We start from the raw sequence: 16,893 nt of genomic DNA, 5'->3' as shown, positions 1-16,893 counted from the left end.
GAAATTTCATGAAATCAATCCGCTCTAGTTTAGTCTTACTCCTATCGCTTGCGATTGGCCTTACACTTTCCTCCTGCGACCGGGATTTGTTGGATACCGTTCCGAACGACCGACTATCCGAGAATTTGTTCTGGAAAACCGAAAACGACGCCCGGCTGGCGGTCAATTCGCTGTACACGGACCTCGACAGCACCAACATCATCAGCTGGGACGCCTTGACGGATATTGCCCATACGAACCAACCCTTCGACGTGCAGGCGTACATCGAACTCGGTCAGTACGACGCAACCAGTTCAAAGGTGTACGGCGAATGGGTAAAGGCGTACAAGGGCGTTCGGGCGTGCAATTACTTTTTGCAGAATGTCGATAAGGTTGCGTCGTCCAACCCGACGTTGATCAGCCAGTTTAAAGGCGAAGCCAGAGCGCTGCGTGCGTATCAGTACCTGAAACTAGCCGCTTTGTTTGGCGATGTACCGCTGATCACTACGCCTATCTCGCTGGACGAAAGTCTGAAATTAACGCGCGCTCCGATTGCGCAGGTCTGGGATTTTGTAGACAAAGAACTAAGCGAGGCCGCTGCCCTATTGCCGACAACGTACACGGCTGCCGACAAAGGACGAATCACGAAAGGTGCCGCTGTCGGTTTACAGGCGCGGGCCAATTTGCTGGCGGGTCGGTACCAGCAAGCGGCCACAGCTGCCGATCAGGTGATGAAGCTTGGCGTTTACGGCTTGAATGATTCGTACGAAAAGCTGTTTACCTACGCAGCCGAAAACAATAAAGAAGTGCTCCTGGACCGGCAGTTTATCAAGGATACGTACCCCGATATCGTTTTTAACCTGCTCGCGCCTTACAGTCAGAAAAGTGCAACAAGCACCTACGTACCGACAAAGGCGCTGGTCGATATGTACGAGACAACGGCGGGTAAGCTGATCACCGACGCTACCAGCGGTTACGATCCGGCCACTCCCTACGCCAACCGCGACCCCCGGCTTAAATTTTCCGTTTTTCTGACCGGCGATCCGCTCCCCAGCGGTATTACCTTCCGACCAGAGCCGAATAGCGGAACAGCCGACGCCGTGGGGAACACCTACATCGCTTCGACAACGGGGTTTAACATCAAGAAGTACGTCAACGCGGAGGATTACGCCAATCCAACCAACAACGGCATAAACATCATTCTGCTGCGCTACGCCGAAATTCTGCTGACCTACGCCGAAGCAAAAATCGAACTCAACCAGATTGACGCGAGTGTCTTTGCCGCCATCAATGCCGTCCGCAATAGCCGTACCGATGTCAAACAACCGTCGATCAGCAGCACGGTTAGCCAGGCTGAGTTGCGCACTATTGTTCGCCGGGAGCGGACGGTCGAGCTTGCTTTCGAAGGGCAGCGACTCTTTGATATTCGCCGGTGGAAACTAGCCGAAACCGTATTGCCAGGACCGGTTTACGGCATCACCTACAAAACCGCTACCGGCGACTTAGCGACGGTGCAGGTCGTGGGTATTAACCGAACATTTGACAAGTCGCGGCATTACCTTTGGCCGATTCCGCAACGGGAACGCTATCTGACACCAACGCTTACCCAAAACCCCGGCTGGTAGTAACGAACAGCCCACAACCACTTTTAGTAGTAAACCATCCTCTATGACTCTATTACCGCAACGATTATCGCATCTGCTCCTAAGCACGTTTGCCCTGATTAGTACCGGCCTGCTGATTACGGCCTGGGTTGAAAAACCGGCTCCGGCAACGCCCAACGTCGTACTGTTTTTCATGGACGATATGGGTTATGGCGATCTGTCGGTTACGGGCGCGCTCGACTACACGACACCGAACCTGGATCGTCTGGCTGCTGACGGTTCACGCTTCACCAATTTTTTGGTGGCTCAGGCCGTTTGTAGCGCATCGCGGGCGGCTTTGATGACGGGCTGTTACCCGAACCGATTAGGTATTTCAGGTGCGTTAGGACCAAATTCACCCATTGGTTTGAACCCAAATGAAGAAACGCTGGCGGATTTACTGAAAGAGAAAGGCTACGCGACTGGCATCTTTGGCAAATGGCATCTGGGCGATAAGCAGGCGTTTTTGCCCCTACAGCAAGGCTTTGACGAATACTACGGTGTGCCGTACTCGCACGATATGTGGCCGCAGCATCCTACAGTCAAGTTTCCTCCGCTGCACTGGATCGAGGGGAATGAGCCGAAAGGGGAAATCAAGAATCTGGACGATGCCAGTCACATCACATCGACCGTGACGGAGAAAGCCGTTTCGTTTATTCGGAAGCACAAGAAAGACCCGTTTTTCCTGTACGTTCCTCATCCCCTACCGCACGTTCCGCTGGCGGTTTCGGATAAGTTTAAAGGTAAAACCGCGCGCGGTCTTTTCGGCGATGTAATGACCGAACTCGACTGGTCGATTGGACAGATTTTGGGGGAGCTGAAACAACAGGGCTTGGACAAAAACACGCTCGTTATTTTCATCAGTGACAACGGCCCCTGGCTGAACTACGGTGACCACGCGGGTTCGGCGGGTGGTTTCCGCGAAGGCAAAGGCACGTCGTTCGAAGGCGGTCACCGCGTGCCATGTCTGGTGCGCTGGCCGGGCGTGGTGCCTGCGGGTCGCGTCAGTAACAAACTGCTGACGACAATGGACATCCTGCCGACAGTCGCCAAAATCTGCGGTGCCCGCTTACCCAAACAACGGATTGACGGTGTCGATTGGCTGGCGCTGCTGAAAGGTGACGAAACGGTAACACCCCGCGACCATTTTTATTATTACTACCGCAAGAACAGTCTGGAAGCCGTTCGGCAGGGCGACTGGAAACTGGTGTTTGGGCATCCGGGCCGTACGTACGAAGGATTCCTGCCGGGACAAAATGGCAAGCCGGGTCCGAGTACCGAAACGCACGAATTTCCAAAGGCACTGTATGATCTTCGACGCGACCCGAGCGAGCGCTATGATGTGCTGGAACAGCATCCTGAAATCGTCGCCAAGCTGGAAAAAATCGCCGAAGAAGCCCGCACCGATCTGGGCGATGACATTCAGCAGCGAACAGGTGCCAACGTACGCGAGCCGGGGCAAGTAACTAATTGATCATAAAAGCGTAATTCCCCAAAAGCAGTGGGGGCAGGTTTGAGAACCTGCCCCCACTGCTTTTGGGGAAACTGTAATTAGAATTACTTGCTGGCAACTTCCATGGATTTGCCTTTGTCAACCGCTTTCATCACCCGGAAGAAATTACCGCTCCAGATTTTTTCGATGTCTTTCTTCGAATACCCCCGGCGGACAAATTCAACCGTGAAATTTTCGTACTGGCTCACGTCGAAGCAGTCGGCCAATGCACCGCCCCCGTCGAAGTCAGCACCCATGCCTACGTGATCGATACCGATTAGTTTGACGATATGGTCGATGTGATCCACAGCATCTTTCACCGTCGCCAGTTGTACCGGATATTTCTTGTTGATATCCATAAATTCCTCGCGCAGCTTCTTCTGATCGTCTTCCGACAACTTGCTCATGGCCGCCATCATTGCCCGACGGTCCTTGACGCCCCATTTGTCCATCATGGCTTTCTGCGCAGCTTCACGCTCTGGGCTGGCCGGAATCGTTTTCACGTAATCGCTCAACAGATTTAGCTGCACGACACCGCCGTTTTTGGCCAGCGCTTTGAGCATATCGTCCGTTAGGTTACGCGGATGATCGCAGATCGCTTTCGCTCCCGAATGCGACGCAATGATGGGCACTTTCGATAAACGAACCACATCGTAGAACGTCGAATCCGACACGTGCGACACGTCGATCATCATACCCAGTCGGTTCATTTCCGCCACGACCTGCTCTCCTAGTGGACTCAAGCCCTGATATTCGGCTCCTTTCGGGTCGGTCGATGAGTCGCAGATATCGTTGTTGCTCGAATGGCAAAGCGTCATATAGCGGGCACCTTTGTCGTAAAACTGTTTGAGCATCGTAATGTCATGCCCCATCGGGTAACCGTTTTCGACACCGATGAAAATGACCCGCTTCCCCGTTTTTCCGATCTGAAACGCTTCTTCTGGCGTTGTCGCCAAAGCGGCTTCCGAAGCTGTATTTTTCAGCGTCGTGTTAACAGCGTCGAAAATAGCCAATGCTTTATTTTTCGCCGTTTCGTGTCCTTCGGGGGTGCGTGGCCCCTGTCCCAGATACACCGCCCAGAAGATCGCATCTAATCCACCGCGTCTCATCCGAGGATAATCGATCTTACTATTGGTCGTGCGGGGATCGTTGTCTTTGGTTACGTCGAAGCCACCGCGCGACAGCAGCATAGGCGTATCAGCGTGGGTATCGACGGTAAACGCTTTTTCGTGAATCTTATGCGCTTTTTTAATCAGCGCCTTGTCGTCCTGCGCCGACGCAGAAAAGACGGTAACAGCCAGGCAAGCCAGCAAGGGAGTAGCAATACGGTTTTTCATAGAGGAAGGGTAACGCAGAAATCCTATCCGCCTGGTTAGAGACGTTATTTTGTCAGCCCCCGACTAGGCGGACAGGATGTCCACGTTACGGTATTATTTGGCGAACCAGAGTTTGAGTTTCATATCGTTCTTTCCACCCTGGCGAGTGAGCGCTTCGTTGAAATTTGTCGCGTTCAACGATTCTTCAGAGCCGGGATACGGCAAACGGGTCGGGATGATTCCGCCGTTGGTGTTGATCACCGCAGGTTGCAAAGCTGGCAGGCCCGTCCGACGGAACTCGGTCCAGGCTTCCAGCCCCTGTCCGTACAAGGCGATCCACTTCTGCTCCATAATCTGCGTGTACCCATCCGCGCCCGATTTCAACGCGTTGGCGGTCAGGTAAGCAGGGGCAACCGTAAGCCCGTACTGGCTGTGCGAAGCCGTGATACCATTGGTGTAGTTCGTTGCGACGTCGCCAGCGGCTGTGATTCCTTTGTAAGCTAGTTCAGCTTTGGTAAACAGCAGATCGGCGTAGCTCACAATAACCCCCGGCGCGGTTGGCGATACGAAAAAGTTACCCACCTTCGAGGTTTTCGATAAGCCTAGCGCGTTAGCGTCTGCGTTGGACAAGCCGTTTGGCACACCTTTGTAGTCGCCACCGTCGGCAGGAGCGTTAGCATACACGGCTAACCGCGCATCGCTTAACGCCTTGAGCTTGTTCACCAGCGTGGCACTAACCCGGTGATCGTCGCGCGTTTTCCGATTCTGGTTGATCGGGTTGTTGTTATTTGTCGCGTCGAGGTAGTTCAGCTGCACGTTATCGGCGTTGGACGTCAAGACCGGGTATTTGGTTGGGTCGCCCAGAATCCGGTTGATTTCCGATTTTACATCAATGGGCGCATCGGCTTTGTTGATCATCCGGTTGAGCAGACGCAGGCTCAGGGTATTGGCGAATTTCTTCCAGCGCGTCAGGTTGTTATTGAGCAGAATATCGCCCGCAATGGCTTTGCTATTGTCATTGAGCACGATCATATCATTGGCTACTTTCAACTCGGCCACCAACCCTGCATAAACATCTTTTTGCGCATCGTATTTAGGCTGTAATGTTCCTTCCAGCCCTTTGATCGCGTCTTTGTACGGAATATCGCCGTAGATATCCGTCAGCACCGAAAACACCCAGGACCGCATGATGATCGCCACGGCCTGATAATTCGGGTTATTCCCATCAACGCCGAGTTTATAAATCCGTTGAAAATCGGCCTGTGATTCGATAAAGAAAACCTGCCACGACGCGGTTCCGTACACATCATTGGTGATGGTGTACTGGTCAGCGTCAGTGTATTGAATACGGGCCCAGTACTGCGAAATAAGATCACCCACATCCATACCCAGCGAACCACCCCAGTAGGCATCGACCGCGCTCTGAATACCGTGTGGCAAAAACAGGTCGGCAGTGCCAACCGTGGGCGAGTTGGGATTGGTGTTGATGGTATCAAACTCACCGGTGCAGGCCGCAGTACCCAACATAAGAGCGGCCAGCAATGCTTTATATCGTAAGGAATGAAAAATGCGTTTCATGAAACGAGTATGATTTTCAGTTTTGGGTACGGCCTTCTCAATACCCAAAGTGAGGATGGAACGCCGAACCCAAAACTCGTTTACAGATTGAAATTGATGTTGAAGCCGACGGTCCGGGTAGTTGGAATCTGACCGTTCTCGATTCCTTGCAGGTTACCATCGTTGTAGTAGCTGGTTTCGGGGTCGATGTGCGGAACGTTGCTTTGCAGCAAAGCCAGGTTGCGACCGACTACCGAAATGGCAATGTCGCGGAAGGGCAGTCGGTTAAACACTTTACCGGGTAGCATGTACGTCAGTTTCACTTCCCGCAGTTTGACAAAGCTTCCGTCGAAAATAGTTGCTTCGTTGTTTGTCAGTGAGTAGTATTTCTTATGCCATTCTTCCGACGAGATCCGCGTTGTGTTTGGCGTGTAAACCGGGTTGTCGGTGGTTCCGGTGTTGACTACACCCTGACCGACAATACCATCCTCACGACCGATCGTTGTTTCTTTCAACACTCCCGTGTAGCGACCGATATTGACCGTTTGCGAGAAGATGTCGCCACCGTGCCGCATGTCGATAAGCGTGCTCAGCGAAAGCCGCTTGTAGCTGAATGTATTCTGCAAACCACCGATCCATTTTGGGGTGAAGTTGCCCAGAATCCGACGCGTTGGGTCCAGCTGCGGATAACCGCTTTTGTCGTAGATGATGTTGCCCGACGGATCACGCAGGAACCCTTGCCCGAAGAACGTACCGTATGGCTGACCAACCCGCGCTTCGACCGACATGCCCCGGAACGAGTTGGTTGACGTAACCTGCGTCAATGGGTTGTACGACGTATTTAACTGGTAAGTCGTCAGACCCTCGGCCAGTTCAAGCACTTTGTTGCGGTTCTGCGCCCAGTTTAGCATAACGTCCCATTGGAAAGCGCCCGCTTTAACTGGTGTTGCGCTCAGTTGAACCTCAACGCCCCGGTTCTGCAATTTCCCGGCGTTCAACAACTTCGAGTTAAAGCCCGATGCCTGTGATACGTTTACGTCCAGAATCTGGTTGAACGATACCTTGTCGTAGTAGGTCACGTCCAGCCCAACGCGGTTGTTCCAGAGTTTTACTTCAGCACCAATTTCGTATGAGTTCGTCAGCTCCGGTTTCAGCGTAGCATTCAGCATCGCGTTGTTCTCTGACAGCGAAGGCGTTGATCCCCAGGGATTTTCGTACCGATACGACTGAATCAGGCGGTACGGATCGGTATCGTTACCAACCCGCGCAACACCCGCCCGAACTTTGGCGAAGGACAGCACCGGTGAGCTTACATTAAAGATGTCTGTTAAGATCGCACTTACAGCCGCCGACGGGTAGAAGTACGACCGATTGCTGGCAGGCAGAGCGCTCGACCAGTCATTGCGGGCGGTCAGATCGACGAACAGGTAATTACGGAAACCGATGTTAGCCGAAGCATAAAGGCTGTTGACGGTCTTTTCGGTGTAGGAGTTTTCCGCAACTTTAGCCTGCCGGGAGTTACCCAGGTTCCACACGCGCGGGATAGCAAGTTCCGTAGCGCCCATGTAATTGCGTTGCGCGTAGTTGTAGCGGTGGTTACCGCCGATGTTAGCCGTTACGTCGAACTCACCAAATTTGTGCGTCGCATTCAGCAGGAAGTCCGAGTTCGATTCGCGAAGGAAAATCTGTTCTTCGTTGTAACTGTCGAACTGCTTGGCACCATTGAGGTTGTCGATGCGAGCCGCATTTTTCGTCTTACGTCGATCTTCGTACACGTCCGTACCAGTGCGGGCGGTCAGCGTCAGCCAGGGTGTAAATTTGTACGTAGCTGACATATTGCCGTAGAGCCGGTCTTTGTCGTTGGCGCGGGTGCTCAGGTTGAGGAAATAATACGGATTAGCCCAGTAGTTGTAGTTCCAGTTGTATTGATAGATGCTATTTGGAGCCTGGTAGTTTTGCAGTTTCTCCATATCTACCTGACGACCGAACCAGATAAAGTACAATCCCCAGTTGGTGCGGTTATCGCTTCCGTCACGCACGTAATTACCCGTTGCCCGAATGCTCAGCTTTGGCGTCAGATTCCAACCGGCATTGATCGAAACCGTGCGTCTTTTGTAATCAGTGTTAGGCAGAATACCCGATTGGTTCAGATCGGTGAACGACACGCGGAAATCACCTTTCTCGTTCGCGCCCATCACCGAAATATTATTGGTCAGGGTGCGTCCCGTCCGGAAAAACTGGTTTACGTTGTCGGGATGAGCCACCCAGGGGGTTGGCGTGCGGGTACCGTCGGCGGCAATAGGCGAATCGAACTGTGGCAGCAGGCGACCGTCCAGTTTGGGACCCCAGCTTTCATCCACACCATCGTTGACGCCTTTACCGGTTCCATCGACGAATGAAAAGAGTCCTTTATTTCCCTGACCGTATTCGTTCTGCCATTCGGGTTGCCGGAATGGGCTGTCAAACGCCGTATTGGTGTTGACCGAAACCCCGATGCCTTTGCTGCCTCGTCCGCTTTTGGTGGTGATCAGAATAACACCGTTGGCCCCGCGAGACCCGTAAAGCGCAGCTGCGCTCGGTCCTTTCAGTACGCTCACATTATCAATATCGTCGGGGTTGATCGACGCGGCCGCATTCCCGTAGTCAACACCCGTTCCCGAACCGATGTTGCTGTTGTCAATGGGTACACCGTCCACCACAAAAAGCGGCTGGTTGTTGCTACCGATCGAGCTTGCACCACGGATCAGAACGCGTGATGAGGAGCCCGGTGCTCCATTCGATCCCGTAACCTGCACGCCGGCAATCTTACCCGACAGTGCATTGACAAAGTTCGTAGCCCGTGCCTGTGTCAACTGTTTGCCACCTACTTCTTGTACAGAATAACCCAAGGCTTTCTTTTCCCGCGTAATGCCCAATGCGGTAACGACCACTTCGTTCAGGTTTGACGCGTCTTCTTCCAGCGTGATGTCAACCGATGATTTCGAGCCAACTGCTACTTCCGTTGGCTTATAACCAATGTACGAGACGACCAGAATCGCATCGGCAGACGCATTCATTGTAAATTCACCATCGGCATTCGTTGTGCTACCCCGGTCGGTACCTTTTATTAGTACGTTTGCGCCCGGCAAACCAGTCCCATCCGCCTTGGACAGTACCCGTCCTTTCAACATTTTGTCCTGCGCATAGCCCGCTACACTAAGTAGCAAACAGGCGACCAGACAGCATCGCGTAAAAAATTCTCTCATTGTTACTAAAGAGTTAGATAGGTTAGAAGTGGCTAAAACGCTCACAAGTAGGCACTACACGGCTGGTTTCTGCGCATCGGCAAAGTCACGTTCCGTAAACAGTTCAATTGTATTGGCGTTAAAATAGATTCGAAGCTAATCTAATATAAAAGCTTTTATAGGTAAAATTATATTCTGTTTTTATAGGAAAGTTTAAAATAATTAATGATATAATTTATAAAACTCAGTATCTTACTTATAAGTAAATTACCATTACCGACTATAGCTACGACCAAGACCCGTATTGTTTGTGGAGCACTTAACACCGTCCAACAACCTGTGTGCCTGGAAAATAAAAAAGGTCTTAAGCGCTCTTTAAACAGATAGCCTAAGACCTTGTAATTATGACAGTGCTATAACCAATCGATGAAGTAGATCAGTAGCCTATGTCTGCTGAAATTACTCCATTCAATTAAGGATAAGCACTCATTTTCCGAGCTCGGTGAAAGCCCATCTTGTTCGCTGACGAAATACTGATCTCGGACACAACCGTTTTATTCGCTAGTTCCACTTCGACTACTTTGCCTCCTTCACCCGTAGTATTTGGGACCTGAAAACCGGGGGTGAACAGAATATGATTTGACGACGCCAAAAACTGCACGCCACTAACCACTTGCGAATACGTTTCGACTCCTCTTTCCTTACCGTAAGCCCAGGTTTGCTGCACAGTCATCTTGACAGGGTCAATTTTGTAGGCGACAGCACGACTATACTTGCTGGCCGTAGGGTTATACTCTCGTATCTCGCCGTTGTCAAATACCATGATATCGCCGTTGGGCAGGAATATAGTACTATGCTGATACCAGTTCCATTCGAAGTCAGACGTTATTTTTGATCCGTCGCTTACGGCGGTATCGGCAATGATAACACCACTTGCGTCAACAGGGCTCAGCAGAAATTTTCTCAGATCTTCACCACGTCGGTTTACGGTCCAACCTCTGTGGGCGCCCAAAATCCACTTCACCCGATTCTCGTAATCCAGTTTGACCACGCCCTGGTGACGACCCGATACAATGATGGTGTTGTCGGTTGAATCGTAGGCTACAGAATTACCATGAAACCAATCATCCGCATTAACCAGCGGGCTTTGGGCTAAGATCGTCCGTCGTTCATCGAGCGATTGTTTTAAATCCCACTCGTTGACAAGACCGCCCTCCGTTCGGTCAATTTCAATAACGTAATCTTCGACCATTGCTACCCCGTTAAGGCCCATACTACCTGGCTTACTGGCGGTCAGAAGGAAGTTGCCGTTCGGCTTTTCGATGACGTTGTGGTGAAATACATAGCCTGATAAGTTCCAGCTATCTATTACTTTACCTAGCAGATCGACTTCGTAAATTCTGGATGTATTTATATCGCCAAAAAAGAAGTTACCATTGCGTAACCGCTCAATGCCGTTGTCAAAACTTAATGTTTTTAGCTGATCGTGACTGCGGTAATCCAACACCCATCGTATGTCGCCGTACGCATCCATAAAGTAGGGAGTCGAAGGCGCACCCGTTCCGTATGTACTAAAGTTACTGACCAGAATAAGCCCTGGAGCCACCTTATTTTCGTCAAACGGAGCCGCCGTGATAGATTGCGGCATGTTGGGAGGCAAATCGCCCGTCTGGATCGTAAGCGTACTTTTAGCCAGTGTATCACCACCATCACTCAGTACACGTACGTCAACTGTGTTTGTATAATTGGCGTACAAGCCGATCACGGGTATAGAATGCGTAGTTCCCTTGTCGTTGAACGTATGCTCGACATTAGTGAGCTTGCCATGCTTGCCTCTAACCCGAATAAACGATCTACCGGCTATTGGAGCGGAGAAGTTGATCCTAGCTGACAATGGTGTATAACCGTATGGGTTTAATTGGACTGAATCAGAAGCAATCGTGAACTCCCGAGCAGCAACGGGAACAGGTGGGTTATCAATAGCATGCTTACAACCACTAAAAGCAACAGTTAAGAGAAAGAGGAGAATTAAATTTTTCATAGATTAATAAATTCACACTTACCAATAAGTTTGCAATGATACTAGTATTATTGGTTTGTTAAAATTCTATTATCCTATCCTATACTTATCATATACATATGATACAAAACGTAAAAAATTACTACTTTAAGTATTTATATACCTATGATTACCTATATAAAATGCCTTTGTCACGGGTATGGATAAGCAGTCTGTTGAACTGACTCCGTACTTTCTTATTGCTATTACGCACTTATCTTTAAACGTATGATTTACAGATGTGTAGCGCCAACTATCACTTTTACAAGATGACTTCCCGGCGTTCTTAGTAATAGACAATCAGTAGAGTTGCTTCACTGAGTTATAATACCCCAACGAAATCTTGACGTTGATAAGCATTTTTCAGTACTGCTTACTAGTAGCTGATTCATAAAATATAAATCCGTTTTCAGAAAAACGTACAGACTGTAGACCAAACCCAATACAGGTAAAAGCAAAAGCCCTGTATCTCGGTACAGGGCTTTTGCTTTAGAATGACGGCTGAGTGACCTTTTACTATCTCAACGCAACTGAAAGGCAGCTCTTACAATTCCCGAATCTGGATATTCCGGTACCAGACCTGCTCTTTGGGACTGTGGTTTTGTAAGGCGATCTTACCTTTCGCGTGCGCCGTAGCATACGGCCAGTTAGCAAATTTGCTTTTCGCAACCAGTTGCTTCCAGTTGTCGGAGCCGTATTCATAATCAACAACTTTTTTGCCGTTCAGGTAGTGCTCAACGTGGTTGTTGTTGACAACAATCCGGCCTTTATTCCATTCGCCGGGAGCCTTTGTAGCCGCCATGTCCGAAGGAGGAATCATATCGTAGTTAGCGCCCGTCATTTGAGTATCTTTTAATTTGTACGGTTTGCCCTCACCATCCACGTACCCTTTGTCATCAATCACCTGGTATTCGGGACCAGACATATACGTTGATTTAATATCGGGACTATCGATGATTTTGTACACAACACCGCTATTACTACCCTTCGGTATTTTAAACTCAAATTCGAGTTCGAAATTCTCGTATTCTTTGTCTGTTACAAGGTCCCCGCCCGTACCATCAGGCGTTAATGTACCATTTTCGACGTTCCAGCCAACGACGCCATCTTTGTGATAGCTATGCCATCCTTTGATTTCTTTACCGTCAAAAAGCGACGTCCACTTTGATTTTTTTCCGGGGGGAGTTGCCAGAGCTAGTGCACTCAGCAACAGACAGGGTATCAGTAACTTTTTCATGGGCTTAAAACGATTTAGCCGTTAAAAGTAGGAAAAAAGTAACGCGGGAGAAAACCTATGCCTCAGAGATACCATGATGGCATCCTTTGAGCGTAGATTCCCTCCCGCATTGGATAAATTCCTTCTGTTTAGCTCGCCATATCGCGGGCCGCTTCTGGGTCGTTGTATTTCCGATCCAACCCATCCGTTGATTTTTGGTCAGAACGGTCCGGGCCAGAGATGGCATCCTGAGCCATAACGCTGCTCTCATCAGCCAGTTCGCGGGGCAATTTCTCCGATTCTTTTTTCTCTTCGGGCCGTTCGCCTGGCTGATAGGTATCAGCATCTTTAGCATTTACATCATAAGCGTGAGCAGAGTCGCCTGTGTCAGGGTTTTCCTCCATGCCTTCGTCATCGGGACCGGCTGCTAATCCCTGGTACTGTGTTCCCTGAACCGCTTCACCCGACTTTACGTCAGACTGATCGATCAGGCCCGATGCTTCGGCGGTGTACGTCAAAAAGTTGGTCGTCGATACGCTATGCTGCGCCGTTGTACCAGCATTGATTTCGTGCGACCGGTCGGGCTGACTCGGTTCCTCAATCTCTGGTTGCGCTGGTTTTGGCGTTCCCGGCAGATCCGGAATTTCAGGTCCTGGCACGGGCGGTGCGGGTGGCGTCTCGGGAATGCCCGGCACGGGTTGCGTTGGATCGGGTGAAGGCGGAGTCGTTGGAATCATCGCCTGAATTGTTGTCGATCCCACGCCTGCCGGAAACGCCCATGCGCCAAATGAACTCGTTGGTGTAGCATCCGAATCTTTCTCGGTACGATCATTCGATTCGCCTTCCGAAGGTAATCCCGTATTAACCGTCGCTCCGGCATCCGGATTACCCGTGATATCGCCAACGGCTATTGGATCATTGGGCATCACTGACGGATCAAACATGGTGCCTACCCGAAGGGCGGCATCTGAATTTTCGTATTTCTTTTCATCGTCGCCAGTCAACGCCCGTTCTTCGTCACTTCCCAGGCGAATACGTGGCATATCGTCAGAGACATCATCATCGGTATCGCCGGTCGAGACTAATTTGCCATCCACCAACTTTACCATGTTTGTTTCGGCCTGGTCGGCACTGAACATCGTTTCCGCATGTTCGCTCGAAACTATATCAGCCTGTCTGGCTCCATCGGTAAGATTTGCGTTGCTTTCCATAATCGTGAATACTTTAGGTATATGGAAAACCACTGGCAGACGAAAAGGTTTTTTGACAGGATTTACAGGATGAATTACACTTACTAGATGAAGATTGCTGGCGGGCGGAAAGGTTTTCTGACAGGATTTACAAGATTGACAGGATTAAATGCTCACTAAATGAAAAATCCTGTCAATCTTGTAAATCCTGTCAGAAAGAAACTCATATAAGGGCGTCGAACAAAATCTCCGCCGGGTGTTGCGCTTTACGGCCGGTTCCATCTTTGATCTGATGTCGACAACTGGTTCCAGCCGCCGAAATAATCGCTTCGTTAGCCTGCCGGACCGCCGGAAACAGCACCAATTCACCAATTTGCATCGACAAATCATAATGTTCTGCTTCGTAACCAAACGAGCCTGCCATCCCGCAGCAACCCGACGGAATCAGCTGTACCTGGTAATTTAACGGCAATGACAATGCTTTTTTTACAGGCACCATCGATGATAAGGCTTTCTGGTGACAATGCCCGTGTACCTTCACCTGCCGGGTTTCGGTTGTAAATAGCTTACGATCAATGCGCTTGTTTTCGATTTCCTGAGCTAACCATTCTTCGAACAGGTAGGTGTGTTTGGCGATTCGTTGCGCGTCGGCTTTCAGTTCGGTCGGAACCAGATTGGGGTATTCGTCCCGAAAGGTTAGAATGGCGGAAGGCTCCAGACCAACTAGCGGAGTTTCCTCGGTAACACGATCTTTCAGTAAGGTTACGTTCCGAACGGCTATCTTCTGGGCGTCGTCAACGAGTCCTTTTGACAGGTAAGTCCGGCCACTTTCTGCATGATCAGGAATGATGACTTCGTAGCCCAGCCGTTCCAGCAACTGAACGGTTTTTTGCCCGACTTCTACATCGTTGTAATTCGTGAATTCATCCGCAAAGAGCAACACACGTGGAGCGCTTTGCGATGGCGTTTTCTTCCTACCGTCGAACCACTTCTTCAACGTCGTTTTCGACAGTTCCGGCATGGTTCGGTCGGGGTGAAAGCCCACGGTTCGGTTGGCCAGTTTACGTAGCGCGGGGGTCTCGTAAATGGCATTGTACGCCCACGGAACCACACTGGCCAGCGACATCAGCTTCGTGAAATTACCAACCAGTTTTGCCCGCAGCGGAACACCCTTTTCGCGGTAATGCTGCTGGGTAAACTCAGCCTTCATACGCGTCATGTCTACGCTCGACGGGCATTCGGCTTTACAGGCTTTGCACGATAGACACAGATCCAGCACGTCTTTGACGGCTTCGTAATCGTGCTCCGTTGGTTTTTGCGCATTGCTGTAAAAATGACGCAGGATGTTTGCGCGCGCCCGCGTGGTGTCGTGTTCGCGCCGGGTAGCCATGTAGCTCGGACACATCGTCCCACCCGACAAGGCCGTCTTCCGGCAGTCGCCTGAACCCGAACATTTTTCGGCCAGTTCGAGCAAGCCACCATCGCGCGAGAAGTCGAAAACGGTTTTAGGCTGTTCGATTACGACATCAGCTTCCGACCGCAAGAATTCGTTCATCGGGGGCGTATCGACTACTTTGCCGGGATTGAACGTATTATGCGGGTCCCAGAGGGCCTTCACGTCTTTGCACAATTGGTAGTTTTCGGGTCCGAGCATAAAAGCAATGCACTCGCCCCGCAACCGACCGTCACCGTGCTCACCCGACAGCGAACCACCGTACCGCTTGACGAGTTGCGCCGTATCCATCAGCAAATTTCTGAACGTGGTACGTCCCTCCGACGACTTTAGGTTGATCAGCGGCAACACGTGGATTTCACCGGCTCCGGCATGGGCGGAGTATTCCAGTTTCAGGCCGTGATTTTCCCACGCCATGCGGTCCAGTTCATCGATATAGTTAGGCAAATCGTGCACATCGACGGCAGTATCTTCGATAACGTTCGCAGGTTTTTCGTCGCCGGGAATGTTGTACATAATGCTTAATCCCGCTTTGCGCAAAGCCCAGGGCTTCTTGGTATCTTCATCGAAAAGAATCGGATAGGCATAGCCAAGCTGTTGAGCCTGTAAGTCGGTCACGAACCGCTCTGCTTTCTGCCGAACTCCGTCCGGCGTATCATCGAAAAACTCGACCATCAGAATAGCCTTCGGGTCGCCCTCTACCGGGTGGCGTTCCACAAACGCACGGTTTTTGGCCTGTTCGATGTTGGTTTTGGTCAATTGCAGAATGTAATCATCGACCAGTTCCGACGCGTAACATTGATGCTGCAACGCCACTAAATTCGCTTCGAGCGACTGCCGAATCGTCGGGAAGTGTGCGCAGACGAGAGCCGCTTCTTTGGGCGGCAACGGCAACAGATTTAGCCGGGCTTCGGTAATAAAGCAGAGCGTTCCTTCCGATCCGGCAATCAGTTGCGCAAAATTGAATGTCTTTGGCTCACCGACCTGGTCACTTGACGTAAAGAAATGCGCTAACGCATCCAGCGCGTAGCCTGTATTTCGCCGGGAAACGGTTGGTTTAGGGTACCCTTCCCGGATATGCTGCTGAATCGTTGGATTCGATAGCCAGTCGCGGAATTGAACGTAGAGCTGCTGTTCGAGTGGGCTAACGACATTCTCCCCCCGGCATTTAGCGTCGAACTGCTCGCGCGTTAGTGCACCAAACGTCACCTCGGCACCGTCGCTCAGTACCGTACGCACATCCAGCAGATGATCGCGGGTAGTACCCCAGACAATCGAGTGAAGACCGCATGAATTATTCCCGATCATTCCGCCGATCATCGCCCGGCTGGCCGTTGACGTTTCCGGCCCGAATAGGATACCATACGGCTTCAGGTACGCATTCAGATCATCACGGATAACGCCCGGCTGCACCCGTACCCAGCGCTCAGCGGCATTGACATCCAGTATCTGCCCGAAATACTTCGAAATATCGACAACGATTCCGCTGCCAACGACCTGCCCGGCCAGCGACGTTCCTGCCGCACGGGGAATCAGGCCCAGCTTGTGCTGCTGGGCAAATCGTAACAACTGCTTGATGTCAGCAACCGACTTCGGCAGCGCTACCGCGATAGGCATTTCCTGATACACCGACGCATCCGTTGCGTACAGCACTCGCTGAGCGGAATGTTCGGGAGACTCATCGAAATACAGATCACCCTCGAATGACGGCAACAGATTGGCGAAGGGCAGTTTATGGGCAAGACGGAACATAGTAAGCAAAGA

9 protein-coding genes are annotated in these 16,893 nt (G+C 50.9%); 2 read left to right on the top strand and 7 right to left on the bottom strand.

The window, feature by feature from the left end; translation table 11 throughout:
- Positions 1 to 8 precede the first annotated feature (8 nt).
- Both LQ777_RS04630 and LQ777_RS04625 read left to right on the top strand, forming a co-directional pair.
- Positions 9 to 1,604, top strand: a complete 1,596-nt coding sequence (locus LQ777_RS04630; RefSeq protein ID WP_232561353.1) for a RagB/SusD family nutrient uptake outer membrane protein — start codon at positions 9 to 11, stop codon at positions 1,602 to 1,604.
- Between the two features lie 43 nt (positions 1,605 to 1,647).
- Positions 1,648 to 3,096, top strand: a complete 1,449-nt coding sequence (locus tag LQ777_RS04625; RefSeq protein WP_232561352.1) for a sulfatase family protein — start codon at positions 1,648 to 1,650, stop codon at positions 3,094 to 3,096.
- Positions 3,097 to 3,179: 83 nt separating this feature from the next.
- On the opposite strand, the gene LQ777_RS04620 is transcribed toward LQ777_RS04625, so the two are convergent.
- The 7 genes from LQ777_RS04620 to LQ777_RS04590 form a co-directional block, all read right to left on the bottom strand.
- A complete protein-coding gene (locus LQ777_RS04620; RefSeq protein WP_232561351.1) occupies positions 3,180 to 4,451 on the bottom strand; it encodes a dipeptidase in 1,272 nt (423 codons plus the stop codon).
- Between the two features lie 93 nt (positions 4,452 to 4,544).
- Positions 4,545 to 6,008, bottom strand: coding sequence for a SusD/RagB family nutrient-binding outer membrane lipoprotein (locus tag LQ777_RS04615; protein ID WP_232561350.1), 1,464 nt, complete (start codon positions 6,006 to 6,008; stop codon positions 4,545 to 4,547).
- Between the two features lie 80 nt (positions 6,009 to 6,088).
- Positions 6,089 to 9,232, bottom strand: coding sequence for a SusC/RagA family TonB-linked outer membrane protein (locus tag LQ777_RS04610; RefSeq protein WP_232561349.1), 3,144 nt, complete (start codon positions 9,230 to 9,232; stop codon positions 6,089 to 6,091).
- A gap of 451 nt (positions 9,233 to 9,683) precedes the next feature.
- The gene (locus LQ777_RS04605; protein WP_232561348.1) at positions 9,684 to 11,252 is read right to left on the bottom strand and encodes an aryl-sulfate sulfotransferase; all 1,569 of its coding nucleotides are present in this window, start codon (positions 11,250 to 11,252) and stop codon (positions 9,684 to 9,686) included.
- Positions 11,253 to 11,814: 562 nt separating this feature from the next.
- Positions 11,815 to 12,507 (bottom strand): 3-keto-disaccharide hydrolase, encoded by a 693-nt coding sequence (locus LQ777_RS04600; protein ID WP_232561347.1) that lies wholly within the window; start codon positions 12,505 to 12,507, stop codon positions 11,815 to 11,817.
- A 128-nt stretch (positions 12,508 to 12,635) separates the two neighbouring features.
- Positions 12,636 to 13,697 (bottom strand): hypothetical protein, encoded by a 1,062-nt coding sequence (locus tag LQ777_RS04595; RefSeq protein ID WP_232561346.1) that lies wholly within the window; start codon positions 13,695 to 13,697, stop codon positions 12,636 to 12,638.
- A gap of 202 nt (positions 13,698 to 13,899) precedes the next feature.
- Positions 13,900 to 16,881, bottom strand: a complete 2,982-nt coding sequence (locus LQ777_RS04590; RefSeq protein ID WP_232561345.1) for an FAD-binding and (Fe-S)-binding domain-containing protein — start codon at positions 16,879 to 16,881, stop codon at positions 13,900 to 13,902.
- Between the last annotated feature and the right edge of the window lie 12 nt (positions 16,882 to 16,893).

Source organism: Spirosoma oryzicola, assembly GCF_021233055.1.
GTDB lineage: Bacteria > Bacteroidota > Bacteroidia > Cytophagales > Spirosomataceae > Spirosoma > Spirosoma oryzicola.
This window is presented reverse-complemented; position numbering and strand designations above follow the sequence as displayed.